Annotated in this window: 21 protein-coding genes, 2 tRNA genes, 1 other RNA gene and 1 pseudogene; 16 read left to right on the forward strand and 9 right to left on the reverse strand. The window is 38.9% G+C overall.

Annotation, left to right across the window (positions count from 1 at the left end; genetic code table 11):
• The gene (locus tag MKX14_RS16045) at nucleotides 1–1,710 is read right to left on the reverse strand and encodes a tetratricopeptide repeat protein (protein WP_240282964.1); all 1,710 of its coding nucleotides are present in this window, start codon (nucleotides 1,708–1,710) and stop codon (nucleotides 1–3) included.
• Between the two features lie 88 nt (nucleotides 1,711–1,798).
• On the opposite strand from MKX14_RS16045, the gene hemA reads away from it, so the two are divergent.
• Complete coding sequence (gene hemA, locus MKX14_RS16050; RefSeq protein WP_046813404.1) at nucleotides 1,799–3,082, forward strand: glutamyl-tRNA reductase; 1,284 nt, start codon at nucleotides 1,799–1,801, stop codon at nucleotides 3,080–3,082.
• Here hemA and dnaG read toward each other — a convergent pair.
• Nucleotides 3,079–4,947 carry a DNA primase gene (gene dnaG / locus MKX14_RS16055; protein WP_240282957.1) on the reverse strand — a complete coding sequence of 623 codons (1,869 nt, stop codon included), beginning with the start codon at nucleotides 4,945–4,947 and terminating at the stop codon, nucleotides 3,079–3,081. The two genes, hemA and dnaG, sit on opposite strands and share 4 nt — an antisense overlap.
• 157 nt (nucleotides 4,948–5,104) lie before the next feature.
• Nucleotides 5,105–6,268 (reverse strand): outer membrane protein assembly factor BamD, encoded by a 1,164-nt coding sequence (gene comL / locus MKX14_RS16060; RefSeq protein WP_046813403.1) that lies wholly within the window; start codon nucleotides 6,266–6,268, stop codon nucleotides 5,105–5,107.
• A gap of 71 nt (nucleotides 6,269–6,339) precedes the next feature.
• Between comL and rluD the strand changes: the two genes are divergently transcribed.
• From rluD to MKX14_RS16080, 4 genes are all read left to right on the forward strand, one after another.
• Nucleotides 6,340–7,392 (forward strand): 23S rRNA pseudouridine(1911/1915/1917) synthase RluD, encoded by a 1,053-nt coding sequence (gene rluD, locus MKX14_RS16065; RefSeq protein ID WP_032038599.1) that lies wholly within the window; start codon nucleotides 6,340–6,342, stop codon nucleotides 7,390–7,392.
• A 10-nt stretch (nucleotides 7,393–7,402) separates the two neighbouring features.
• Nucleotides 7,403–8,140, forward strand: coding sequence for a peptidoglycan editing factor PgeF (pgeF, locus tag MKX14_RS16070; protein WP_240282958.1), 738 nt, complete (start codon nucleotides 7,403–7,405; stop codon nucleotides 8,138–8,140).
• A 189-nt stretch (nucleotides 8,141–8,329) separates the two neighbouring features.
• Nucleotides 8,330–8,881, forward strand: coding sequence for a flavodoxin family protein (locus MKX14_RS16075; protein WP_240282959.1), 552 nt, complete (start codon nucleotides 8,330–8,332; stop codon nucleotides 8,879–8,881).
• 152 nt (nucleotides 8,882–9,033) lie between these two features.
• Nucleotides 9,034–10,305 carry a hypothetical protein gene (locus MKX14_RS16080; RefSeq protein ID WP_240282960.1) on the forward strand — a complete coding sequence of 424 codons (1,272 nt, stop codon included), beginning with the start codon at nucleotides 9,034–9,036 and terminating at the stop codon, nucleotides 10,303–10,305.
• Between the two features lie 51 nt (nucleotides 10,306–10,356).
• Here MKX14_RS16080 and smpB read toward each other — a convergent pair whose 3' ends face one another.
• The gene (gene smpB / locus MKX14_RS16085; RefSeq protein WP_002120348.1) at nucleotides 10,357–10,833 is read right to left on the reverse strand and encodes an SsrA-binding protein SmpB; all 477 of its coding nucleotides are present in this window, start codon (nucleotides 10,831–10,833) and stop codon (nucleotides 10,357–10,359) included.
• Between the two features lie 134 nt (nucleotides 10,834–10,967).
• Between smpB and coaD the strand changes: the two genes are divergently transcribed.
• The 6 genes and pseudogenes from coaD to MKX14_RS16115 all read left to right on the forward strand — a co-directional run bounded on the left by coaD (nucleotide 10,968) and on the right by MKX14_RS16115 (nucleotide 13,071).
• Entirely contained in the window at nucleotides 10,968–11,459 is a 492-nt protein-coding gene (gene coaD / locus MKX14_RS16090; RefSeq protein ID WP_005070938.1) for a pantetheine-phosphate adenylyltransferase, read from the forward strand.
• A gap of 1 nt (nucleotide 11,460) precedes the next feature.
• Nucleotides 11,461–11,724 carry a YfhL family 4Fe-4S dicluster ferredoxin gene (locus tag MKX14_RS16095; RefSeq protein WP_005070936.1) on the forward strand — a complete coding sequence of 88 codons (264 nt, stop codon included), beginning with the start codon at nucleotides 11,461–11,463 and terminating at the stop codon, nucleotides 11,722–11,724.
• Nucleotides 11,725–11,751: 27 nt separating this feature from the next.
• Nucleotides 11,752–12,107: RNase P RNA component class A (gene rnpB, locus MKX14_RS16100), an RNA gene on the forward strand.
• Between the two features lie 63 nt (nucleotides 12,108–12,170).
• A tRNA-Met gene (locus MKX14_RS16105) sits at nucleotides 12,171–12,247 on the forward strand.
• 86 nt (nucleotides 12,248–12,333) lie between these two features.
• Nucleotides 12,334–12,837 (forward strand): annotated as a pseudogene (cntB, locus tag MKX14_RS16110) (carnitine monooxygenase, reductase subunit CntB); the annotation flags it as partial.
• Between the two features lie 157 nt (nucleotides 12,838–12,994).
• Nucleotides 12,995–13,071: transfer RNA gene (locus MKX14_RS16115), tRNA-Met, on the forward strand.
• A 43-nt stretch (nucleotides 13,072–13,114) separates the two neighbouring features.
• Here MKX14_RS16115 and MKX14_RS16120 read toward each other — a convergent pair.
• The 5 genes from MKX14_RS16120 to fabB all read right to left on the reverse strand — a co-directional run bounded on the left by MKX14_RS16120 (nucleotide 13,115) and on the right by fabB (nucleotide 18,565).
• On the reverse strand, nucleotides 13,115–14,143 hold the full coding sequence (locus MKX14_RS16120) for a hypothetical protein (protein ID WP_133481973.1): 1,029 nt from the start codon (nucleotides 14,141–14,143) through the stop codon (nucleotides 13,115–13,117).
• Entirely contained in the window at nucleotides 14,136–15,761 is a 1,626-nt protein-coding gene (locus tag MKX14_RS16125) for an NAD+ synthase (RefSeq protein WP_014205965.1), read from the reverse strand. The genes MKX14_RS16120 and MKX14_RS16125 overlap by 8 nt, the downstream gene beginning before the upstream one ends.
• Before the next feature lie 385 nt (nucleotides 15,762–16,146).
• A complete protein-coding gene (locus MKX14_RS16130) occupies nucleotides 16,147–16,707 on the reverse strand; it encodes a hypothetical protein (protein ID WP_133481971.1) in 561 nt (186 codons plus the stop codon).
• A 157-nt stretch (nucleotides 16,708–16,864) separates the two neighbouring features.
• A complete protein-coding gene (gene hemJ, locus MKX14_RS16135; RefSeq protein ID WP_002120291.1) occupies nucleotides 16,865–17,317 on the reverse strand; it encodes a protoporphyrinogen oxidase HemJ in 453 nt (150 codons plus the stop codon).
• Between the two features lie 18 nt (nucleotides 17,318–17,335).
• Nucleotides 17,336–18,565 (reverse strand): beta-ketoacyl synthase N-terminal-like domain-containing protein, encoded by a 1,230-nt coding sequence (gene fabB / locus MKX14_RS16140; protein WP_039756534.1) that lies wholly within the window; start codon nucleotides 18,563–18,565, stop codon nucleotides 17,336–17,338.
• A gap of 300 nt (nucleotides 18,566–18,865) precedes the next feature.
• Between fabB and MKX14_RS16145 the strand changes: the two genes are divergently transcribed.
• The 5 genes from MKX14_RS16145 to MKX14_RS16165 form a co-directional block, all read left to right on the forward strand.
• On the forward strand, nucleotides 18,866–20,185 hold the full coding sequence (locus MKX14_RS16145) for an EcsC family protein (protein WP_205666315.1): 1,320 nt from the start codon (nucleotides 18,866–18,868) through the stop codon (nucleotides 20,183–20,185).
• A 200-nt stretch (nucleotides 20,186–20,385) separates the two neighbouring features.
• On the forward strand, nucleotides 20,386–20,760 hold the full coding sequence (gene rpsL / locus MKX14_RS16150) for a 30S ribosomal protein S12 (RefSeq protein WP_002050319.1): 375 nt from the start codon (nucleotides 20,386–20,388) through the stop codon (nucleotides 20,758–20,760).
• A gap of 160 nt (nucleotides 20,761–20,920) precedes the next feature.
• Nucleotides 20,921–21,391, forward strand: coding sequence for a 30S ribosomal protein S7 (rpsG, locus tag MKX14_RS16155; RefSeq protein ID WP_001138055.1), 471 nt, complete (start codon nucleotides 20,921–20,923; stop codon nucleotides 21,389–21,391).
• A 177-nt stretch (nucleotides 21,392–21,568) separates the two neighbouring features.
• Complete coding sequence (gene fusA / locus MKX14_RS16160) at nucleotides 21,569–23,707, forward strand: elongation factor G (protein ID WP_133481970.1); 2,139 nt, start codon at nucleotides 21,569–21,571, stop codon at nucleotides 23,705–23,707.
• A 95-nt stretch (nucleotides 23,708–23,802) separates the two neighbouring features.
• Nucleotides 23,803–23,997: GTP-binding protein (locus MKX14_RS16165; RefSeq protein WP_001029593.1), on the forward strand; the 195-nt coding region annotated here is incomplete at its 3' end.

The raw sequence follows: 23,997 nt of genomic DNA on the forward strand, positions 1-23,997 counted from the left end.
TTAACTCTTTTTTGCAGATGTAGGTAAAATTAACGCATCAAGCTGTTGTAATTGTGGATCATTGGCATGTTTTTGTTTCAGTTGTTGTAACACTGCGCTAAATTGAGTGAGTGATCCTTGCATATACAAAGCTTTAGCATAACGAACGCCAATATTTATATTATGGCTAAGTTCATACGCTTTGCCTAAGGCTTCCGCCGCAGCTTCATAATCATTCTGTAAAAATGCAATATAACCTAGCGTATCAAGAATTGAGGCCTGTTCAGGCGCATATTCTAATGCTTGCTCTGCATACTGACGTGCTTCTTTTAAACGACGGTTTTGCAGTGCCAGTGTATAAGCATATGCATTTAGATACGTTGGGCTGTTGGGCTCAAGTTGTAATAATTGTTTTAAGGTTTTGTCCAGCTTGTCACGGTCCGTATATGGATCAAGTAGTAAAACTTCCGCGTAAATTAGTTCTGGGTCGTCGGGTAAGTTTTTAATTGCTTCATCTAATAGATTTAGTGCAGCTTTTTTATTGCCCATTTTCTTTAAGATTTCAGCTTGGGCTTGATATAAGAAACTTGCATGTTGAGGATAATTTACTCGTTCTTGAGTAAGGAACCGTAAAGCATCGTGTAAATTTTCTTGTTTATCATATATTGCGATCAAATTTCGTCTAGATACCACATATAAACTCCCATCAACTAACCGATAGTATGCTTTTGCAGTTTCATAATGCTGTTTGCGCTCTGCATTAATGGCTAAGTAGTAATATGCTTCATTTTGGTATTTTGCCGAGTTTCGTAGGTCAACAAGATATTGTTCTGCTTTGTCATATTGCTTTAAATCAATACTCGTTAAGCCTGCAATAAATAAGGCTTCTTCAGCTTTAGGGTTGGTTTCTATAATCTTTTCAAGTTTTTCTAACGCAAGCTGAGATTGGTTAATTTGTATGAGATAGCGGATTTCAGCTAATCGAATATCTAAATTTTTCTTATTTTTACGACTCGACTTTGCATACCATTTAAGCGCACCTTCTTGATCGCTGAGAGCAATAAGTAAGTTTGCTTTCATTAAAATAAAGCTCGTTACTTTAGGACGTCGACGTAATGCTTTGTTAATGTTGGTTAGCGCAGTTTGTAATTGGCCATTTTGTGCCTCTAAATTGGCGATGAGTGCCAAAATAGAAGGATTGTCTTTTTCTGCGCTAGAACGTAAAGCTTTTAATAGTACTTCTCGATCTTGCGCATTTTCTGGAGCAATGCTGGCTAAAATTTGTTCTAAATCAGCAGTGGGATCTATCTTTAAGATTTTATCTAATGTCTCAGCAGCAAGCTGATATTCGTGCGTTTTTAAAGCAATGTGTGACAAATAAAATAAAGCTGGTACATCTTTAGGTTCTTGAGCTACCCAGTGTGTAGCAATATTTAACGCAGCTTGTAAATCATTATATTCAAGTGCAACGTCTAAAGCCCTTTGCTTAATTGATGTAGAGTTGCTTTTAATTGCGAGCACTGTGTAATTATGCAAAGCGTTTGGAATATCGTCATAAGCTAGAGCAAATTCAGCGACCATCGTTTGCTCTAATGCCTGATCAAATGAATGCACGGCATAGGTCTCTTGCACAGGACGTGCATAGACATACGAGGACATGCTACCTAACAATAAGAATGTGGTAGAATACTGTCTTATCGAAGCACCGTTAAAATTAATACGGCTATTCATTTGACGCAATTTTTATTGATCCAAAGTAATGCTTTTTATGACACCGATGTTGCACAATAGCATAAATTTAGCGAAATGATGATCTGATATGTCTTTCTTTGCATTGGGTGTCAACCATCAAACAGCTTCTGTAGAACTCCGCGAACAAATTGCTTTCAATGCAGAGCGATTAAGTCGTTTGCTTGCCGAACAACGTCATCACCAAAACTTAAAGGATTTGGTGGTTGTCTCGACGTGTAACCGTACAGAAGTTTATGCCATGGCAGAAAACGCCGAAAGCCTTCTAAAGTGGTTAGCCGATGCCAATAATATTGATGTAAAGCAGTTAATTCATCATGTTTATCGTTACGAGAATACGCAGGCGATTACACATTTAATGCGAGTGGCGAGTGGTCTAGATTCTCTCATGCTTGGTGAGCCGCAAATTTTAGGGCAGGTTAAAAGTGCTTTAGCATTGTCTAAAGAAGCTCAAACGGTCTCTCCTGAATTAAATAGTGTTTTTGAATACGCTTTCTATGCAGCTAAACGTGTACGTTCCGAAACAGCGGTCGGTAGTCATGCTGTTTCGATGGGGTATGCTGTTGCACAACTTGCTTTACAAGTTTTTAGTAAGCCTGAAAAGCTTACCGTAATGGTTGTTGCTGCAGGTGAAATGAATAGCTTGGTTGCTAAGCATTTGGCTGAAATGGGTGTCGCGAAGATTATTATTTGTAATCGTAGCCGTGAGCGTGCTGACCAGCTGGCTCAGGAGATTGCACATCAGGTTGAAGTTGAAATTATTGAGTTTTCAGCATTAGCAGAAAATTTATATCGTGCTGATGTCGTGTCGAGCTGTACTGGTAGTTTATATCAAGTTATTGCTTATTCTGATGTTAAGGCCGCATTGAAGAAACGTCGCTACCAACAAATGTTAATGGTTGATTTAGCGGTACCACGTGATATAGATCCTAAAGTTGAAGCACTTGATGGGGTCTATTTATATGGTGTTGATGATTTACAAAGTGTGATTGATGAGAACCTTGCCCAACGTCGTCAGGCGGCTGTTGAAGCAGAGGTAATGGTTAATCAATTAGCTACTCAGCTTATTACGCATCAAAAGGTTAAAGAGGCGGGTAGCACCATTCATGCTTACCGTCAGCACAGTGAGGAAATTAGTCAACAAGAGCTTACACATGCGTTAGAAGCTTTGCATCATGGTGAGAATGCCGAACAGGTATTACAGCAATTTGCACACCGTTTGACGCAAAAGCTTATACATCCTACATCTATCTTGCTACGTGAAGCTGCTAAAGCAGAAAATCCTGATTATTTTGAATGGTTACAGCAGCATTTACAGGATGTATTTGAGCATGAACGTAAGCCAAAACATTAAGACAACAGCTTTAAGCTAATTTGTTTCGTTAACTCATTCAGTTGTTGTCTTAGATTTCTTGATTCAATTAAAGAAATCGGTGATTTCAGCTTCTGACGTAAATATCTTTCTTGCAGACTTAATGAATATTCTTTAGCTAACTTGTCAGCTACTTCAGGAGCCTGTGTTAATGCTTGAATATTTGTTCTTTGCATAATATCGGCGATTTCATGGCAGTAACTACTACACGCACCAAGTACATAATAAGTTGCCAACTCTTGATCATCTGGTAAATCATCAAAAATACGGTTTAAGATTGCCAGTACTTTGGCCAATAATTCATCTTGCTGTATATAAGCCCGCAATCCTTCAAAATGAATATAAAGAAAAGGATGATGCATCAAAATTGCAATCGCAAAGTCTTCATCTTTTGTATGGATGTTAAACGAGAGCGAGGCATCGTGGCTGATTTGTGGAGTAAAACGTTTGCCCAGTCCGAGTTTTTCACGGAAAGATTGAGTAAGTAAGTAACGGAAAGAACCTTGTTTTGGCAATAACTCGGTGAGTTCTCTGAGTTCTCCCATGACTAAGCTTTTCCCTTCAGGCGTACTGATATCGTGTTGACCTGTTAAGTGGGCAAACACGAAATCGGACAGAAGAGGGGCTTGTTGTAATAGTTTTTGGAAATTTTCGAGTCCTTCTCGACGGATGAGAGAGTCGGGGTCGTGATCATTGGGTAGAACAAAAAATTTGAGTTCACGACCATCATTGAGAAGGGGTAAAGCAATTTCTAAAGTTCTGCGTGCTGCTTTTTGACCTGCTGCATCGCCATCAAAAGCAATCGTAATACGACTATTTTGTTTGAATAAAATATTAAGGTGTTCAGTATTACTTGCGGTCCCTAAGGTTGCTACAGCTCCAGTAATGCCATATTGCTGAAGCGCAATGACATCCATATAGCCTTCAACCATTAACCAATCACTAGATTTAAGCTTTCTTCCTTCATAAAGTCCGTAAAGTAGCTGATTTTTATGAAAGACTTCTGAGTCTGGCGAGTTAATATATTTGGGTTTTATCTCATCATTTAAAGCACGCCCACCAAAACCAACCACTCGGCCTTTAGGGTCGCGAATTGGGAAAATGACGCGGTCACGTAACAAATCAAAATCACGCCCATTATCACTTGAGCGGATAAGTCCGAGTTGTTTTAAGCCGTCAATATCATAAGGAAAAGCTTTTTCTAGGTGTTGCCAATCTTCTGGAGCATAGCCTAAGCGCCAAAATTGAATCGTCTGATTGGTTAGTCCACGCTGTTTAAAGTAATTTTTTGCCTTTTGACTATGGGGTAATTGTTGTTCATAGAACTGAGCAACATTTTCCAGTAGGTCATATAAATTACCTTCTTGAACGGGTTCATCAAAGCTAAATGGCTGTTCGAACTGAGCAAAAGGGTCGTCAAAAAAAACGGGTTCAAGCGTATTGTAGCTTTCATCACTTGGTTGCTGTGGAGTTACAGGCTCAGCCGTATTTGTTTTAGTAACAGGTGGCTTTGTAACCTGACGGGTATAAGACAGTTTTTTATTTTCAGTATTATCTTTAGGTAATTCAATTCCGGTACTGCTCGATAACTCTTTCATTACCTCAATAAAGTTTCGGTTATCAATATCCATAAGAAAACGGATTGCATTTCCGTTAGCCTGACAACCAAAGCAGTGATAATACTGCTTGTCACGGTAGACATGGAACGATGGTGTTTTTTCTTGATGAAAAGGGCAACAGCCGGAATATGTACGTCCGGTTTTTTTCAATTTCACACGCTGACCAATCAGATCGACAATATCTGTGCGATCTAGAATTTGATCAATCGTATGTTGTGGAATTGCCATAATTCAGATAACCGTATTAAAACTTGATGAGACAGTGAGTCAGAATATTCTGACATGATGAATCGAGATATGCCCAATAAATATTTTAATATTTTATAAAAACAAACAGGCAAGTGATATCACTTGCCTGTTTGTTGATGTTTTTTAAAGCTTAAATTTATTGAGCAGCGTCATCCGCACCTTGTGTTGCCTCATCTGATTGAACATCAGTTGAAGCTTCAGTAGAGGTTACAGCTGGTGCAACAGTTGTATTTTCTGCTGCTTGTGACTCAGGTTTGTCTAATAAACCGAAGCTTAAACGGTTTGTCCAACTACGTTCAGGCTTAGGAGCTTCAACAGGTGTTTGTTCTGGTGCTTCAGTTTCTTCTTTATCTGAATTACCAATTAAACCAAAACTAACACGGTTGAGGAAACCACGTTTTGGAGCTTCTGCTTCAGTTGTGCTCTCTGGCGTTGCAGCAGTCGATTCACGACCGAAGATACCTAAAGTTGCACGGTTGATCCAGTTACCTTCTTTACGAGCAGCACGCATATTAACTGTGCCGTCTTTTTTCACAAGGCTTGGATAATTAAGCTTTAAAACTTCAATATATTGTTGTGAAGTAGCTTTATCACCTAACTTGTCATAGCTGTATGCCAAAGTGGCTAAAGCTTCTGGAATTTGAGGTGTTTGTGGATAGTGTTCAATCACCCATTGCGAACGTTCTGCAGCGGCGATCCAAGCTTTACGTTTAACGTTGAAGCGGGCAGCAGTCATTTCATTTTCAGCAAGTTCTTGCCCAATGAATTTCATACGCTGAGCAGCATCGACAGAATATTGGCTACTTGGGAAACGGCGAATTAAATCAACAAAGTTTTGATACGCAACTTTTAAATAACTCACATCACGATGAGATTGCTGCAAAGAGGTATAGCGCAGCAAGCTGTCGTAGTTTTGCTCCATATTGGCAACAGCACGAACATAATAAGCATAATCCACATTTGGATGTTGAGGATTTAAACGAATAAAACGTTCTGCTAAGGCAATCGCGCCTTCATAATCTTTTTGTTTAAATTTCGAATATAGAAGTTCAAGTTGTGCTTGTTGAGCGTATTGTCCAGTTGGATAATAAGTATCGATTGCCTCTAAAGACTTGGTCGCATCAAGATATTGACCACGGTCAAGCGATTTTTGGGCCTTTTCGAAGTAAGCTTGTTCACTAGATTGAGGGCCAGTATCGACCACTTCTTTTTTACTTGGATTGCTGCTACAGCCCACAAATGCAGACGCTACGCCTAAAGATAAGGCAAGCATCGTAATTTTATAACGTGGTAGCGACATAAAAACTCCTCTGTTATGTTGGGCAATGAGCTACAATTGCGCTATTAAACCACTTTTATCTCAATGATCAAATGACTTCAGCACAATCTTCAAACACAAACTTCTCTGAAACCGACTTCAATTTACTTGAAGATTCTGAGGATGCAGATAACCATACTTCTGATACAACTGCAACACGTTTATCGTTGCAAGTTCAGCTAGATGAAACCTATCTGGGACAACGTATCGATCAGGTAGCAGCCTTGGTATGGAGCGAGTTTTCACGTGAAAAGCTCAAGCAATGGTTGAAAGATGGCCATCTGTTGGTGAATGGTAACATTGTCAAGCCTAAACACCGTTGTGAAGGAACTGAGCTGCTTACGCTCGAAGTAGAGCTCGAAGCCCAGACGACGAGTCAACCTGAAAATATTCCACTTAATATTGTCTATGAAGACGATGATATTTTAGTCATTAATAAACCGGTAGGCATGGTGGTACATCCAGGAGCAGGCAATAGTTCTGGAACTTTAGTGAATGCTTTGCTTTACCATTTCCCAAAATTGGCAGAACTTTCGCGTGCTGGTTTGGTACACCGTATTGATAAAGATACCAGTGGTTTACTGGTTGTTGCTAAAACATTAGAGGCTCAATTTTCTTTAAGTAAACAGTTGGCGAATAAAACGGTCTACCGTGTATATGACTTGGTTGTTTATGGAAATATTATTGCTGGCGGTACGATTGATGAACCGATCAAACGCCACCCAGTTGACCGTGTAAAAATGGCAATTTTACCAGGTGGGCGAGATGCGGTAACTCACTACAATGTAAAAGAACGTTTTAAAGATTTTACCCGTGTACAAGCTCGTCTTGAAACAGGACGAACACATCAGATCCGTGTGCATTTTAGTTATATTGGTTACGGTTTGATTGGTGATCAGGTTTATATGAACCGTGTACGTGTGCCAGCTGGTGCATCTGAGTTGCTCATTGAAACTTTACGTGGTTTTAAACGTCAGGCATTGCACGCAGCGAAATTGGGCTTGAAACACCCTCGTACTGGTGAAGAAATGCTGTTTGAAGCGCCGTGGCCTGAAGATTTTACACATTTAGTGAATGTGTTGCGTTCAGAAAACGCTGCATATTAAGGACGTGCATATGGAATTTGTTCAAGGTTTACCTCAAGGCGTATTTGTAGGGCAGACACGTGTTCAACATCCTTTGGCATTACCAACGGATCAACTTGAATTATCTGGCTTTAATTTGGCTTTACATGTCAAAGATGAGGCACAACGTGTTCAACAGCATCGAATGATATTGTTGGATGAGTTTGCGAAATTCGGTGTTAAAAAAATGACATGGATGACCCAAACGCATAGTACGATTTGCCATACTGTAAATGAACAAATTCCTTTTAAAGCTTTAATTGGCGATGGTTTGGTCACCCAAACAAAAGGTCATGCTTTAATGATGATGACGGCTGATTGCTTACCTGTCGTGTTGGGAAATGCTGAAGGCAGTGAAGTTGCTAATTTGCATGCTGGTTGGCGTGGTTTAGCAGGTGGCATTATTGAAAATACAGTTACGGCTATGCAAAATCCTCCAACTTGGGCATGGTTAGGAGCTGCAATTAGTCAACCTTGTTTTGAAATTGGGGCTGAAGTAAAAACTGCTTTTTGTGACAAATATCCAGAGTTGGAAGCGGCTTTTGTTGAGGGCGTGACTCCAAATAAATTTCATGCAGACTTATATGCCATTGCACGCTTTATTTTGCAAAGTCTAGGTGTGCAACAAGTCTTAGGTGGCGATCAATGTTCTTATCAACAGGGTGATAAGTATTTTTCTTATCGTCGTGATGCGAAGACAGGGCGTATGGCTACGTTTGTTTTTATGTAAGTTTTGATAACCGACTTAAATGACTCTCTTATTTTATATTTATTAAAAATAGGAGAGTTTTTTATTTAATTTGAAAATATTTCTATAGTATGCAGTAGTGAAGGCCTTATATTTCATATTTATAGATGAAGGTTTAGCAAGCGTTAATAAAATGATAAAATAGAAAAAATCGCTCAAAATTTTAAACTTATGTCTTTGCCTGAAAAACATCTCTCTATTGTCTACCACAGTCCATATGGTCATACCGCGAAGGTAGCTTCCGCTATTGCTGCTGGTGCAGAGGTGATGGGTGTAAAAGTACATTTAATGAATATTGAGCATATTGATTGGGATGCGCTTGATGCATCACACGGTATTATTTTTGGTTCGCCTACCTATATGGGGAGTATGACCGCTGACTTTAAAAAGTTTATGGACAGTACTTCTAAACGTTGGAAAGAGCGTTTGTGGCAAGGCAAGCTTGCAGCTGGCTTTGCAAACTCAGGTGGTCTAAGCGGCGATAAATTAGCGGTATTACAACAATTAAATATTTTTGCGATGCAACATGGCATGCTTTGGTCAGGTTTACCTTTAATGACGACTGGGCATAGTGAAAAAGATTTAAATCGATTATCGAGTTGTTTAGGTTTAATGACTCAGTCAGATAATGCACCTGTTGAAATTACTCCTCCACAAGGTGATTTAGATACGGCTAAATGGTTTGGCGAATATATTGCTGGATTGCTTTATAGGCTAAGTTAAAATAATTTTTTGATTAAAAATAAATAAATTTAATTGTTTTATTTTAATTACAAAAAAGTTGTATTTTTTTTGTTCTTTTTTAATTATTTTTACCAAATGGTTTATTTGGACAATGATGTCTAAATCCTAATAAATAAAAAAACGGAATAATCATGAAAAACTTTTTAACAGCTCTTTGTATAACATGGAGTACTTTGAGCTATGCTAATTTAGAATCTGCGAATCTTGTTCCACTCAGTGACACAGAACTCTCAAAAGTCGAAGCACAGGCTTTATTTTCATTTACCTATACCGATCCCAAACAAGCCGATGCTTCAATGAGTCAGCAAAATATTGGTTTTTATAAATTAGGCTTGGAAGCGAATCTTGAATTAAATGCCAACGTTAATAAGTTGCAATTAGGATGTGGAGGGGTAAACGGTTTAGGTGGCTGTGATATTGACATTGATAACTTAAGTTTAAGTGGCTTAAGTGATACCAGCGATGGGCGAGCCTCTTCTTCTGCTGTTTTTAGTAATCCTTTTATTGAATTTGCAATTAAAAATCCAGACAGTGCAGCCTTGAGAGAAATTAAAGGCTTTCGTTTGAGTGCTGAAAAGGTGATGGGACTGCTGACTATGGGGCTTGAAAATTCAGAAACGCCAAATGGCATTAATAGTTTAAGTGGTTATTTGAAGATTAAAGATACCACTGGTTTAGCCTATACAGCCGCCCGTAATATGTCTTATCAAGATACAGGCAAGACTATTGATGGAACTGTTAATGCATGTATCGGACTTTGTATTCCTTTAGGATTTAACTCGTCTGATTATAATTTGCAATTACAACAGACCACGGCACCTATTGTAATTAATGGTCAAGTTATATCTGGTTCACGAATGAACAATGTCATGCTGAACGGGGTGGCAAATATTGATCAACTTAATTTCTCCGGAGATTTGAAGGCTTCTATTAATGCTGCACTAGGGTTACTAAATTTACAAAAGAATGTAACGGGTAGCATTACTGGATTAAGAGCGGCGCTCACGGTTGATCAAAACTTAGGATTTATTCATAAAATTGAACTAAACAATCCTTTCTCACTTTCCTTGCAAGGCCAGCAAATATTTTGGCCAGGTGCAGATGCTGCAGCAGAGCGAGGGTGGTGGATGGCTTTTGACGATGAAATTGATATTGGTAATGTGACGCCAAGTAAACAAATTGAGATCACTAATGATGTGTTAAAACAAGTGGTAGATCCAATTAGTGCTTATTTAACTGCAAACCCAGTGAGATGTAATCTTTTAAATTGTTTGTTTGGCGAAGATTTAGCAGTTGGTGAGGTTAAATTACCGAATACGATTGTAAATTTCCCATTGAAGGATTTACAACTTAAAAATCAATCTTTTGCATCCAACTGTTATGGCAATTTAAAATTCTGCTAAATTCAAAATGACATAAAAAAACCTTTAAAGTTAACTTTAAAGGTTTTTTTATTACTTATGAAATATACGAGCTTTATCACGCTGCCAATCGCGATCTTTTTCAGTCGCACGTTTGTCATGAAGCTGTTTACCTTTCACAAGCGCGATCTCAAGTTTAACCAAGTGACCTTTCCAGTAACATGCTAAAGGAACACATGAGTAACCTTTTTGGTTAACTGAACCTGTTAGCTTTTCTAGTTCTCGGCGTGATAATAATAATTTACGTGTACGTGTAGCTTCAGGTACTACATGAGTAGATGCAGAAAGAAGCGGTTGAATTTGTGCACCAAATAAAAACGCTTCACCATTCTTAAAAATGACATAACTTTCTGTCAAACTCATGCGACCAGCACGTAAAGACTTCACTTCCCAGCCTAGTAAAGACATACCAGCTTCAAATTTTTCTTCGATAAAATAATCATGACGGGCACGTTTGTTTTGTGCGATGGTTCCGCCATTATGTTTCTTTACTACTGTTGCTTTCGCCATAATTCAAACTTCCACAATTATGCCTATTGTGCCGTAAACTGATGCTAAGGTGAAGTTTTTCCTGCACGTCAATATTTCGCCTGATGTATAACTTTTGCTAAAATAGGTTCACAATACAATTAGAGTACTAGCGGATGTCTAAAACGCGTGTAATTTATCCTGGAACATTTGACCCCATCACGAATGGACACGTTGATTTAGTTACTAGAGCATCAAGAATGTTTGATGAGGTTGTAGTAGCAATTGCAATTGGACATCATAAAAATCCTTTGTTCAGTCTAGAAGAGAGAGTTGAACTGGCCCAAACATCACTTAGCCATTTATCAAATGTTGAATTTGTAGGCTTTGATGGGCTGTTAGTTAATTTTTTCAAAGAGCAAAAGGCGACAGCAGTACTTCGTGGTTTAAGAGCAGTTTCTGATTTTGAATATGAATTTCAACTTGCCAATATGAACCGTCAACTTGACCCACATTTTGAAGCAGTATTTTTAACACCATCTGAGCAGTATTCATTTATTTCTTCGACATTAATTCGGGAAATTGCTCGTTTAAAAGGGGATGTAACCAAGTTTGTTCCACAAGCTGTGGTTGAAGCTTTTGAACGTAAACATCAACAAGGTTGGTAAAGTGTCGTTATATATCACCGATGAATGCATAAACTGTGATGTTTGTGAACCAGTTTGCCCAAATGAAGCCATTTTCATGGGGGAAGTGATTTATGAAATTCATCCAGATTTATGCACTGAATGCGTTGGTCATCATGACCAGCCGCAATGTCAGTTATTTTGTCCAGTGGACTGTATTCCTAAAGATCCGCAGCATGTGGAGACTGAAGATGAGCTATTCGACAAATATAAAAAATTAATTGCTCAAAAAAGCACAAGCAATTAGTAAATAAATTTGTTAATATGCGCCCCTGAGGTGAGCTGGATGGTCGCTGCTGTGGAGGTCTTCGTGACTGAAGCAGGGGAGGAAAGTCCGGGCTTCATAGGGCAGGGTGCCAGGTAACGCCTGGGCGGTGAAAGCCGACGGAAAGTGCAGCAGAGAGTAGACCGCCTCATTCGTGAGGTAAGGGTGAAAGGGTGCGGTAAGAGCGCACCGCGTGTCTGGTAACAGTTCACGGCATGGTAAACCCCACCAGAAGCAAGACCAAATAGGAATCCTGAGGTACGGCCCGTACTGGATTCGGGTAGGTCGCTTGAGCGTATGAGTGATTGTACGCCTAGAGGAATGACCATCCTCGACAGAACCCGGCTTATAGGCTCACTTCACCTAATTTATTTAAAATTTTTCTTGACGTGCATTAAAGAAACTAAGATAATGCGCGCACAGTTTTCGGCTATGTAGCTCAGTTGGTTAGAGCACCGCACTCATAATGCGGGGGTCACAAGTTCAAGTCTCGTCATAGCCACCATTTTATAGACCACGCTCCTGCGTGGTCTTTTTTTATGTTCATTTTTTGATTAAACGCAGTTTGTAAAGACGGGCTTTATAGTTATAGCTTTGTTAGATGAGTTAAAGCAAAAACATGCCAAGCATGTATTTAGCTATGTTGACTCAGAAGGTTGCTTATTACAGCTGGATGAACTGATTTCATCACAACCTAAAGGCACACATGTCTATGTATGTGGTCCTAAACCCATGATTGATGCTGTGATTGATTGTTGTAATAAGCACCGTTACCGCGATGAATACATCCATTGGGAGTAATTTGCCTCAACAGTTCCTGAGGAAGGTGATGCATTTACAGTGGTACTTGCCAAATCTAATCAGGAAATTGAAGTACAAGGTAATCAGACGATTTTACAAGCTATTGAAACATTAAATATTGATGTGGAGTGCTTATGTCGCGAAGGCGTATGCGGTACATGTGAAACTGCTATTTTAGAAGGCGAAGCAGATCACTTTGATCAATACTTAAGTGATGCAGAAAAGGCTTCACAGAAGAGCATGATGATTTATGTGTCGAGAGCTAAAGGTAAAAAACTAGTATTAGATCTTTAATATATTTCTGTGGCCGATCAATTGTTTAAAGCAAAAATATGCTAAAAAAAGAACAAATAATGATGATCTGAATCTTATTTGTTCAATTGATGGACATTAAGGGTTTTTACCTATTGACCTGCTATACAGAACTATAGATAATGCGCACACAGTTTACGGCTATGTAGCTCAGTTGGTTAGAGCACCGCACTCATAATGCGGGGGTCACAAGTTCAAGTCTCGTCATAGCCACCATTTTAAAAACCACGCTCCTGCGTGGTTTCTTTTTATCTATTTTTTACTCATTAAAATGTTTTTCAATCATATCGAGTGTTTTTGAGCTTTGATAAAAAGGAGCTAGTAGTGCTTGAAGTAACGGTTCTAAAATACCGTGCTCATTGAAGGCATCCATAACCTTCGGATAAAAACGTAAAGCTTCTGTTTGTAAGTCGCTTTCGGTTAGACCAATTTCACTTAATACTTCAAATAAACTTTGGTCTTTATAAAAGTCATAAAAAACTTCAACGCCATACAAAATAAGATCTTGCATAAATTCTGATTGACGTAATTCTTTCCAGTATTCGTAAATTAAAACAAAGAACTCTTCAACATCGAGAGGAGTGAGTTGCTTCATAAACTCATACATTTTTTTATGTCTGATATCTTCCCAAACATGACGCACTAGACTTTCTAAATCTTCACTCGATAAAAGACTTAATTCTGTAAGTTGCTCATGAATAAAACTGGCAATCCAAGTTTCAAGTTTATGCTCGATGCGTTGTTGTTGTAAAAAAGAGAATTTTTTAAGCTTATGTTGCCATTCAAAATGGTAGTCATCGACTCTAGATGCAGTTAGAAGTTTTGGTAATTTTTGTTCTAGAGTCGAGGTTGCAATATATTGGCAAAGCTGTTGTACAGAAGGGCTAGTTCTTAAAAACTGATTGAGATAATGAGGAATATGCTCCATTTCTAAAAATTTGGAGAGCCACATTTCAAATTGATGGTCAGAGACCAAGTCTTGTAACTGAATTGGCGATTTCATCGCAGATAAATAAATACGCTGTGCAATTTCCCCAATAAATTCAAGTAAACCAGCACCTAGCTGCATTTCAAAAGCATAGCGTTTCACAACGGCTTGTAGTTGCTCTAAATCAACAACTTCGTGTAGCTTGATTTCGTCAGCATGTTGCATAAACAACTGAATGAACTGCTGGAAATAAATAGGTGAGTTTTCTATAGATAATTGTTTTTTGAAAAATTCCACCTGCTCAAGCAAAAGTGCTTGAGCAAGTGCTGTAGTTTTTGATGAGTTTTTCTGCTCAGTCATTCGCTGTCCAACCGTTGACAATCGGATAACGTCGTTCGCGACTAAATGCACGAGAGGTAATTCTCGGGCCAATCGCACCTTGACGACGTTTGTATTCATTACGATCAACTAAACGGATGACTTTTTCAACAACTTCTTTATCAAAACCTTTGGCAATAATATCGGCCTGCCCTAAATCTTCTTCAATATATGCGTAAAGGATGGCATCCAATACGTCATATGCTGGTAAAGAGTCTTGGTCTTTTTGATCCGGACGAAGTTCTGCTGAAGGTGGGCGGGTAATCACACGCTCAGGAATAACAGGAGTTTCGCTTAAGCTGTTACGGTATTTTGCTAATTCAAATACGATAGTTTTATAAACATCTTTTAGAACCGCAAAGCCACCAACCATATCGCCATAAAGTGTACAGTAGCCAACTGAAAGTTCAGATTTATTCCCTGTAGCAAGGACTAAATTACCAAACTTGTTTGATAAGCCCATAAGCAATGTGCCACGAGCACGCGCTTGTAAATTTTCTTCAGTTGCATCAGCTGGCGAATTACCAAAGAAAGGATACAGGGTTTGCATGAAGCTATTTACGATTGAGTGAATTTCAGCAATACCGAAAGTCACACCCATACGGCGAGCTTGTTCAGCCGCATCTTCTACACTAATTTGAGAAGTGTAAGTATAAGGCATCATTACAGCTTGCACTTTTTCTGCACCGATTGCATCAACAGCAATCGCAAGTGTAAGGGCAGAGTCGATACCACCAGAAAGACCTAAAATCACACCTGGGAAGCCTGAGCGCTCTACATAGTCACGAGTTGCCATGACTAAACCTTGATAGATTTCTGCAAATGTTTCTAATGCAGGAGCAGATTCAGTGACTTTATATAACTTTGTATCACGGTCAAATTCAGCAATATAAATGTCTTCTTTAAAGCTCGGTGCTTGTAAAGCAATTTCACCATTTTGATTGCTGACAAAACTTGTGCCATCAAAAATTAAATCGTCTTGTCCGCCCACTTGGTTAACATAAACAATATTTAGATGAAGTTGTTTTGCAAGTTCACTTAAAGTCTGTATACGGTGTTGTGGTTTACCGACTTCATATGGTGATGAGTTGAGTACAAGAGCAGTATCAACATTTAATTGGCTCAACTGTTTAACCGTATTAATTGACCAGATATCTTCACAAATTAATACGCCAAACTTATGCCCAAGATATTCAAAAACTAAGTGCTGATGGCCTTTTTGGAAATAGCGTTTTTCATCAAAGACGCCATAGTTTGGTAAATTATGTTTATTAAAAACACCCAAAACTTGACCGTCTTTCATGACAGCAGCAGAATTATAACGTTGACCATCTTCTGTCTGGTTTACAAATCCGAAAACCATAACAATATCTTTAACTTCGGCAAGTTGTGCAAAAGCCTTTTGCATACGTTTATTTAAATTTGGACGTAACAATAGATCTTCAGCTGGATAACCAATAACAGAAAGCTCGGGAAAAATAATCAGGTCAGCGTCTTGTTTTTTCGCCTGATTTACTTGCTCAATCATCTTTTGGGTGTTTGAGTCAATATTGCCAATATGCGGAGAAAACTGAGCAAGGGCAACTTTAAAACTTTTCATTCAAACCTAATCCTAGATCATAACGAATATAGATACACATAGTGTTGATTTTTATGGATATAATTTTTCAACGATGTGTATGATACGATAGTAAACAATTAAAATAGTAAACAAAAATGTCAAGATCAATAATATATACCAATCCCATATTTTCTGCGTAAAAATAACGAGATTTTCTGTATAGAATAGAAACACGCTTCATTATTTTTATTGTTTGTATACTGCCTTATCACAAGCTAATTTGGAATAAGTCTGTTCTATTTTTTTCAATAATTTGAATTGAATAAGCGCACTTTTATAGTTTATATAAGTATTTCTGATTTATAAGAATTCTCATTTACATTACGCAAAAAATGTTACGTTCAAAGCGAGATTGATTATTTAGTTACAAATGAAGTCGAGGTGAACAGATAATATTTGGGATTTTTCCAGAGCAAATATCGCGCGCAATTTCGCCTTGCTGTTCAATATTATACGTACTAAATGCCTTGTCAGGGTGATAGGTATATTTGTAGGGATTGTAACTTTTAAAGCTGAGGTAATAGGCTGATTGTAATAAAGCGCCTTTAAGTAGGACATGAATGCCTTTTTGATATTGCATGACGTGTGTGAGTTCGTGAATAAAAATACCCTGCATAAACTTAGATTCTAAAGCGTAATTTTCACTGTAATCAGCAGGATTGACATAAATATTCCCATTTGGCGCCATGAAAATACCGCAACTCTGCCAAGGGAGGTAGCGCGTAGCAATAATTTTAGGCCGTTCACAATCGAGCATGTTGCCAAAAACCATTTGTGCCAATAATTTTTCTTGAGCAGTCAAATGTCTAATCGGATAGTTTTTTAAGTGACGGAAAATAAAAAGTGTAAGAAGGATAAATTGTGTATGGATTAAGCGTTTAAGGGCATTAAAAGTTAGCATAGCTTTGCCATTAAATGAGTTCATCTATTTATTTAGCATAGTATAGATCATGTGTTGCTAAATAAAGAGCCGTAGCTATTCATTAGTTTTATCGTGCTGTTTTCATAAATATTTAAGTGAATTTCATGTTTTTATTATGATGAATAAAAGATTTCTTAGATAAGAAAAGCAAAAGCCCCAGTTAGAACTGAGGCTTTACAACAACTAAAATCACAACAGCAAATAAAATTAAAGTTGGCATTTCATTAAAGAAGCGCCAAAACTTATGTGATTTATAGTGAGCATTTCCGATGAGCTTTTTACGATAATAGCCACATACCAAATGATAAATCACTAGTAAAGCCACTAATCCAACTTTGAGGTAAAACCATGTGGCTTGATGGTAATGTCGAGTTGCATCACCCCACTCTACAAGGAAATGGGCGGTAATTAATGTAGCAATCATCGAAGGCCACATAATTCCACGATATAACTTGCGTTCCATTACCTCAAAGCGTTGATGACTTGCAGCATCTTCACTCATAGCATGATAAACATATAGACGTGGTAAGTAGAACAAAGCAGCGAACCAGCAAACCACGGCAATAATATGTAATGCTTTTACCCACAAAAAAGCATCAGAAGGTGCATCCATCGATAATCCTAGGTGGGATTATGCATCCCACTTCTTGAAAATAAGGCAAGCGTTAACACCGCCAAAGCCAAAACTGTTACTCATTACAGTATTCAATTTTGCATCACGTTTTTCAAGTACGATATCGAAAGGTTTTGCGCCTTCATCAAGTTCAGTCACGTTGATGTTTGGTGCAATAAAGTCATTTTGCATCATTAGCACAGAGTAAATAGCTTCTTGTACACCAGCTGCACCCAAGCTATGACCTGTCATAGATTTGGTTGAGCTAAGAGGAGGTACTTTACCTTCACCAAATGCACGTTCCATGGCTTTAAGTTCTGTAATGTCACCGGCTGGAGTAGAAGTACCATGTGTATTTACATAGTCAATTTTCTCTACGCCATGTTGCTTAGCTTCTTCAAGTGCCATTAATACACAACGTGTAGCGCCTTCACCACTTGGAGCAACCATGTCCGCGCCATCACTGTTCGCAGCATAACCTACTACTTCAGCTAAAATGTTCGCACCACGTGCTTGCGCATGTTCAAGTGATTCAAGTACTACGAAACCACCACCGCCAGCAATAACGAAGCCGTCACGATCTGCTGAATATGGGCGAGATGCTGTTTCTGGAGAGTCGTTATATTTCGAGCAAAGTGCGCCCATTGCATCAAACAATAAACTTTGAGACCAGTGATCTTCTTCACCGCCACCAGCAAGCATAAGGTCTTGTTTGCCAAGTTGAATTAAGTTGTACGCATAACCAATTGCATCTGCAGAAGTTGCGCAAGCACTTGTAATAGTATGTGAAATACCTTGTAGCTTAAATGCAACACCTACGTTTGCAGTAATGGTGTTTGACATGTTACGTGGCACGAAGAATGGACCCACTTTACGTGCGCCTTTAGTCTCTAATAATTCTGTCATTTCAACAACAGAAGCAGTTGAGCCACCACCTGAACCACCTGCAATACCATAACGTGGATTACCAGCAAGTTGTTCAGGAGTAAGACCTGCATGTTCAACTGCAGCTACAGCAGCGTTGTATGCATACATCGCACATACGCCCATGAAGCGTTTTAATTTACGGTCGATATTATCAAAGTCTTGTTCTGCAGCAGCGCTGACATGACTTTTAAAATTGAGTTCAGCATAAGTTGGGTTAAAACGTGTCCCGGAGATTCCATTTTGAAGTGAATGAGTAACTGCTTCTAAAGAGTTACCGATACATGAGTTAATACCCATACCAGTGATTACAACACGTTTCATCTACAGGTCCCTTTATGGTGATATTTAAGAGTCTATCGTGTTCAACAGCTATGAAAATGAATAGGAGAATATAGCTGTAAGAAAACGGGACTCATGTTTTTCGTTGTTAACATGATAGCAGAAAGGATTTTTATTTCTTATGGCAAATCTTTATGACAATTTTACATTTAAAAAAAATAACCAAATACATAGTATGTTGCATGTAGGGTTAACTAAAATACACACTTTCAAGTTGAGATAAATCCACATTCCACCTAGTATTTATCTCTAATTAGATAAATTAAAAATTCGAGGTACTTGATGACAAAATTTAATAATAATCAATCTGACAATTTGTTTTCTCAGGTCTTCGGAGTGGCTAAAAAGCTCAGTTCTACAGGATTGAGTATCTTGCAACAGAACCAATCAGGTGACGTCAGTAAGGTAATTGAACCAATCCCAACTGGAAAAACTGTTGAAGGTAGATCGAGAACAAAAAGCCCATTTGAAGTTGAGCAATATGAAAGTCCTCAACAAATGCTAAGAGAACATTTACCAAAAGTCACACGTCAGGTATTTGGTCGTCATTTTAAAAAAGTAAATGGTGTTGCTACATTTCTTTCGCCAGATTGGGATGAAAAAATCTCAGGCCATTTATTTAATTGGTTAAATGACTTTAGTTCAAAAAGTACCTTAACTGAAAAAATCCTAGAAGAAGCGGGTGCTAAAGATTTATTTGAATTAACTAAAGATACAGGTCGTTCTCAACGTCTAAGTCAGGCACTTATAGAACAAAACAAGCTCATTGCGACTGTACAAGGTGCAATTACAGGTGTATCAGGTGTCGTTGGTGCAGCTGTAGATATTCCAGTTTCATTAGTTTTGGTTTTAAGAACTATTTACCAGACAGGAAGATCACATGGCTTTGATCTGCTGGAGGTAGCAGACCAAGATGTTGTCGAGTTTATTTTTAAAGAAGTTGATATTAGCTTGATTGCAGAGAAACAAACTCTCTTGTTGGCTTTAAAAACATTGCGAAATATGTTGGAAACTCAAGATATTCATCAATTTCAGCAAGTATTAGGTTCAACCACAGATATAGATACTTTAAAGAGCTGGCTAACAGATGAAGAAGGGGAGTTTAAATGGGAATGGTTAAATCGTATTCCTAAACTTTCAGCTTTTGGTAAGTTTACTCCAGTTGCAGGGGCTGTTTTAAGTGCAGTATATAGCTGGAAATTACAAGAAGATGTAGGACATAAAGCTCAGGCAATTTTTGGAGCTGCAAGACATTATTTAAACGAACATCCAAGTGAGCATTTATCTCCGTTACAGGCCTATTATGCTGCAGTTACACTCATTCAAAAAGCAAGCCCAAGACTTTTAAATGTAGGTGAAGATGGCAATATTCATGCTGCTCATCATCATAAAGTAGAAAACCACGAGGTAATCTCTAAAGTATCTATTGTGTTAAAACCTACGGAAAGCGAAAAAAGTGAAGAGAAAGTTCAAGAAAATGTTCATCAGGGCTTAGAAAAACTTGCTGACAAACATGTGACAGAACATGAGCATACTGAGCAAAAGCCTGCTCTAACACCAGAGGATGATGACGAGATATTGGAAGATAAAAAATACTCTTAACAATACGCTTACAAAGTGAAGGTTTAAAAAGTAAAAATAGCCTCTATTTAAATTTATAAATCGTGCTGTCAAACATTGATATGGTCAACATTTGGTAAGTATTGCCGTGTTGACCATTTTTGCATCTTGGCTTACAATTATGTGCCCTTAAAAAGAGGTATTTTCTTTTTAAGGTTTTTTAATAACGGGAGAATTGCCATATGGCAACAACGAATCAGTTGATCCGTAAGGGTCGTACGACTTTGGTTGAAAAATCCAAAGTTCCTGCGTTGAAGGCTTGTCCACAACGTCGTGGTGTTTGTACACGTGTTTATACAACTACACCTAAAAAACCTAACTCAGCTATGCGTAAGGTTTGCCGTGTTCGCTTAACTTCAGGTTTTGAAGTATCTAGCTACATCGGTGGTGAAGGCCATAACTTACAAGAGCACAGTGTTGTTCTTATCCGTGGTGGTCGTGTTAAAGACTTACCGGGTGTACGTTACCATACCGTTCGTGGTTCATTAGACTGTGCTGGTGTTAAAGATCGTAATCAATCACGTTCTAAATACGGTACTAAGCGTCCTAAGAAGTAATTCTAGGAAACTAGTCGAATAAGCCCTTTAGCGTTTCGCTTGTTTGAATTCTTCATAGATTTGTAATTCAAGCGACGTATAGTAAGGCCAGCGTCGTGTACATGACACTTGTACAAACTGCTGGATCATCCTGAAGTGTCATATTATTAGGTGTATTAAAATGCCAAGACGTCGCGTAGTCGCTGCTCGTGAGATCCTTCCAGATCCAAAATTTAGCAGCCAAACAATCGCTAAATTCATGAACCACGTAATGCAAGATGGTAAAAAATCTATTGCAGAAAGTATCGTTTACGGTGCTTTAGAACGCGTTCAAGAAAAAAACAAAGTAGACCCAGTTGAATTTTTCGAGACTACTCTTGAAAAAGTTCGTCCTATGGTTGAAGTAAAAGCACGCCGTGTTGGTGGTGCTACTTATCAAGTACCTATGGAAGTGCGCCCATCCCGTCGTACTGCCTTAGCTATGCGTTGGTTAGTAGATGCTGCTGCTAAGCGTTCTGAAAAAACGATGGCTTTACGTCTTGCTGGTGAGTTGCTTGATGCAGCTGAAGGTAAAGGTGCAGCAATCAAAAAACGTGAAGATGTGCACCGTATGGCTGAAGCTAACAAAGCCTTCTCTCACTACCGTTTCTAAGCGGATAAAACAGGCCTTATTCAGGAGAATATTCATGCGTACAGCAGCTCGATTCAACATTGCTCTCTATCAAAGTGGGGGCTTTGCAGGTATTTAAGTTGCCTGTTTGGATATTCGCGCGCATCAATTTAATTGGTGCGTCCTGTTTTAAATATAACATTTAGGAATGTAGACATCATGGCTCGCCAAACCCCAATTACTCGTTACCGTAACATCGGTATTTCTGCGCACATTGACGCAGGTAAAACAACTACAACTGAACGTATTTTGTTCTACACAGGTGTATCTCACAAAATTGGTGAAGTACACGACGGTGCAGCAACAATGGACTGGATGGAACAAGAGCAAGAGCGTGGTATTACAATTACCTCTGCTGCTACGACTTGTTTCTGGTCTGGTATGGGTAACCAATTCGAACAACACCGTATCAACGTAATTGACACCCCGGGACACGTAGACTTCACAATCGAAGTTGAACGTTCTATGCGTGTTCTTGACGGTGCGTGCATGGTTTACTGTGCTGTAGGTGGTGTACAACCTCAGTCTGAAACTGTATGGCGTCAAGCGAACAAATATAAAGTGCCTCGTTTAGCATTCGTGAACAAGATGGACCGTACTGGTGCAAACTTCTTCCGTGCTGTTGAGCAAGTTAAAACTCGTTTAGGTGGTAATCCTGTTCCTATCGTTGTGCCAATTGGTGCTGAAGATACATTCCAGGGTGTTGTTGACCTTATCGAAATGAAAGCGATTATCTGGGATGAAGCATCTCAAGGTATGAAGTTTGAATATGCTGATATCCCAGCTGACCTAGTTGATACTGCTCAAGAATGGCGTACAAAAATGGTTGAAGCTGCAGCTGAAGCTTCTGAAGAATTAATGGACAAGTACCTAGAAGAAGGTGATCTTTCTAAAGAAGACATCATCGCTGGTTTACGTGCTCGTACATTAGCTTCTGAAATTCAAGTAATGCTTTGTGGTTCTGCGTTCAAGAACAAAGGTGTTCAACGTATGTTGGATGCTGTAATTGAATTCTTACCATCACCTACAGAAGTTAAAGCGATCGAAGGTATCCTTGACGACAAAGACGAAACTAAAGCGTCTCGTGAAGCATCTGACGAAGCTCCGTTCTCTGCGCTTGCGTTCAAAATCATGAACGACAAATTCGTAGGTAACTTAACATTCGTACGTGTTTACTCTGGTGTTCTTAAACAAGGTGATCCGGTTTATAACCCAGTTAAAGCTAAGCGTGAACGTATCGGTCGTATCGTGCAAATGCATGCGAACGAACGTCAAGATCTTGATGAAATCCGTGCAGGTGATATCGCAGCGTGTGTAGGTCTTAAAGACGTTACAACTGGTGATACATTATGTGATGAGAAAAACATCATTACTCTTGAGCGTATGGAATTCCCAGAGCCAGTAATTTCATTGGCTGTTGAACCAAAAACTAAAGCAGACCAAGAAAAAATGTCTATCGCTTTAGGTCGTTTGGCTAAAGAAGATCCATCGTTCCGTGTTCGTACAGACGAAGAATCTGGTCAAACAATTATTGCTGGTATGGGTGAGCTTCACCTTGACATCATTGTTGACCGTATGAAGCGTGAATTCGGTGTTGAAGCTAACATTGGTAAACCAATGGTTGCTTACCGTGAAACGATCAAAAAGTCTGTTGAACAAGAAGGTAAGTTCGTACGTCAAACTGGTGGTAAAGGTAAGTTTGGTCACGTATATGTACGTCTTGAGCCGCTTGATGTTGAAGAAGCTGGTAAAGAATACCAATTCGTTGAAGAAGTTGTTGGTGGTGTAGTACCTAAAGAATTCTTTGGCGCGGTTGACAAAGGTATTCAAGAACGTATGAAGAATGGTGTATTAGCTGGTTACCCTGTTGTTGGTATTAAAGCGACATTATTCGACGGTTCTTACCATGACGTCGACTCTGACGAATTATCGTTCAAAATGGCAGGTTCTTATGCCTTCCGTGATGGTTTCATGAAAGCGGATCCTATCCTTCTTGAACCTATCATGAAAGTTGAAGTAGAAACTCCAGAAGACTACATGGGCGATATCATGGGTGACTTAAACCGTCGTCGTGGTATGGTTCAAGGTATGGACGATCTTCCTGGTGGAACAAAAGCAATTCGTGCAGAAGTTCCTCTTGCTGAGATGTTTGGTTACGCGACTCAAATGCGTTCTATGTCTCAAGGTCGTGCGACTTACTCTATGGAATTTGCTAAATATGCTGAAACTCCACGTAACGTGGCTGAAGGCATCATCGCTAAATTCCAAGCTGGCGGTAAAAAAGGTGACGACGAGTAATCTTTCGATTACTATAAGCCCAAACTAATTTCTTAGTTAAAAACCAAGTGCTCATGGGGTGACCCTCCATGAGTAGTTTATAAAGGAAGATCATCATGGCTAAAGCCAAGTTTGAACGTAATAAGCCACACGTAAACGTGGGCACAATCGGTCACGTTGACCATGGTAAAACAACTTTAACTGCTGCGATTGCAACTATTTGTGCAAAAACTTACGGCGGTGAAGCGAAAGATTACTCACAAATCGACTCAGCACCTGAAGAAAAAGCACGTGGTATTACAATTAATACT

Origin of the sequence: Acinetobacter pittii, assembly GCF_022449185.1 — a bacterium.
Classification (GTDB): Bacteria; Pseudomonadota; Gammaproteobacteria; order Pseudomonadales; family Moraxellaceae; genus Acinetobacter; species Acinetobacter pittii_I.

Coding starts and splice junctions, on each gene's coding strand:
- MKX14_RS16045 (WP_240282964.1), bottom strand. CDS start 1,710: ATGAATAGCCGTATTAATTTTAACGGTGCTTCGATAAGACAGTATTCT.
- hemA (WP_046813404.1), top strand. CDS start 1,799: ATGTCTTTCTTTGCATTGGGTGTCAACCATCAAACAGCTTCTGTAGAA.
- dnaG (WP_240282957.1), bottom strand. CDS start 4,947: ATGGCAATTCCACAACATACGATTGATCAAATTCTAGATCGCACAGAT.
- comL (WP_046813403.1), bottom strand. CDS start 6,268: ATGTCGCTACCACGTTATAAAATTACGATGCTTGCCTTATCTTTAGGC.
- rluD (WP_032038599.1), top strand. CDS start 6,340: ATGACTTCAGCACAATCTTCAAACACAAACTTCTCTGAAACCGACTTC.
- pgeF (WP_240282958.1), top strand. CDS start 7,403: ATGGAATTTGTTCAAGGTTTACCTCAAGGCGTATTTGTAGGGCAGACA.
- MKX14_RS16075 (WP_240282959.1), top strand. CDS start 8,330: ATGTCTTTGCCTGAAAAACATCTCTCTATTGTCTACCACAGTCCATAT.
- MKX14_RS16080 (WP_240282960.1), top strand. CDS start 9,034: ATGAAAAACTTTTTAACAGCTCTTTGTATAACATGGAGTACTTTGAGC.
- smpB (WP_002120348.1), bottom strand. CDS start 10,833: ATGGCGAAAGCAACAGTAGTAAAGAAACATAATGGCGGAACCATCGCA.
- coaD (WP_005070938.1), top strand. CDS start 10,968: ATGTCTAAAACGCGTGTAATTTATCCTGGAACATTTGACCCCATCACG.
- MKX14_RS16120 (WP_133481973.1), bottom strand. CDS start 14,143: ATGACTGAGCAGAAAAACTCATCAAAAACTACAGCACTTGCTCAAGCA.
- MKX14_RS16125 (WP_014205965.1), bottom strand. CDS start 15,761: ATGAAAAGTTTTAAAGTTGCCCTTGCTCAGTTTTCTCCGCATATTGGC.
- MKX14_RS16130 (WP_133481971.1), bottom strand. CDS start 16,707: ATGAACTCATTTAATGGCAAAGCTATGCTAACTTTTAATGCCCTTAAA.
- hemJ (WP_002120291.1), bottom strand. CDS start 17,317: ATGGATGCACCTTCTGATGCTTTTTTGTGGGTAAAAGCATTACATATT.
- fabB (WP_039756534.1), bottom strand. CDS start 18,565: ATGAAACGTGTTGTAATCACTGGTATGGGTATTAACTCATGTATCGGT.
- MKX14_RS16145 (WP_205666315.1), top strand. CDS start 18,866: ATGACAAAATTTAATAATAATCAATCTGACAATTTGTTTTCTCAGGTC.
- rpsL (WP_002050319.1), top strand. CDS start 20,386: ATGGCAACAACGAATCAGTTGATCCGTAAGGGTCGTACGACTTTGGTT.
- rpsG (WP_001138055.1), top strand. CDS start 20,921: ATGCCAAGACGTCGCGTAGTCGCTGCTCGTGAGATCCTTCCAGATCCA.
- fusA (WP_133481970.1), top strand. CDS start 21,569: ATGGCTCGCCAAACCCCAATTACTCGTTACCGTAACATCGGTATTTCT.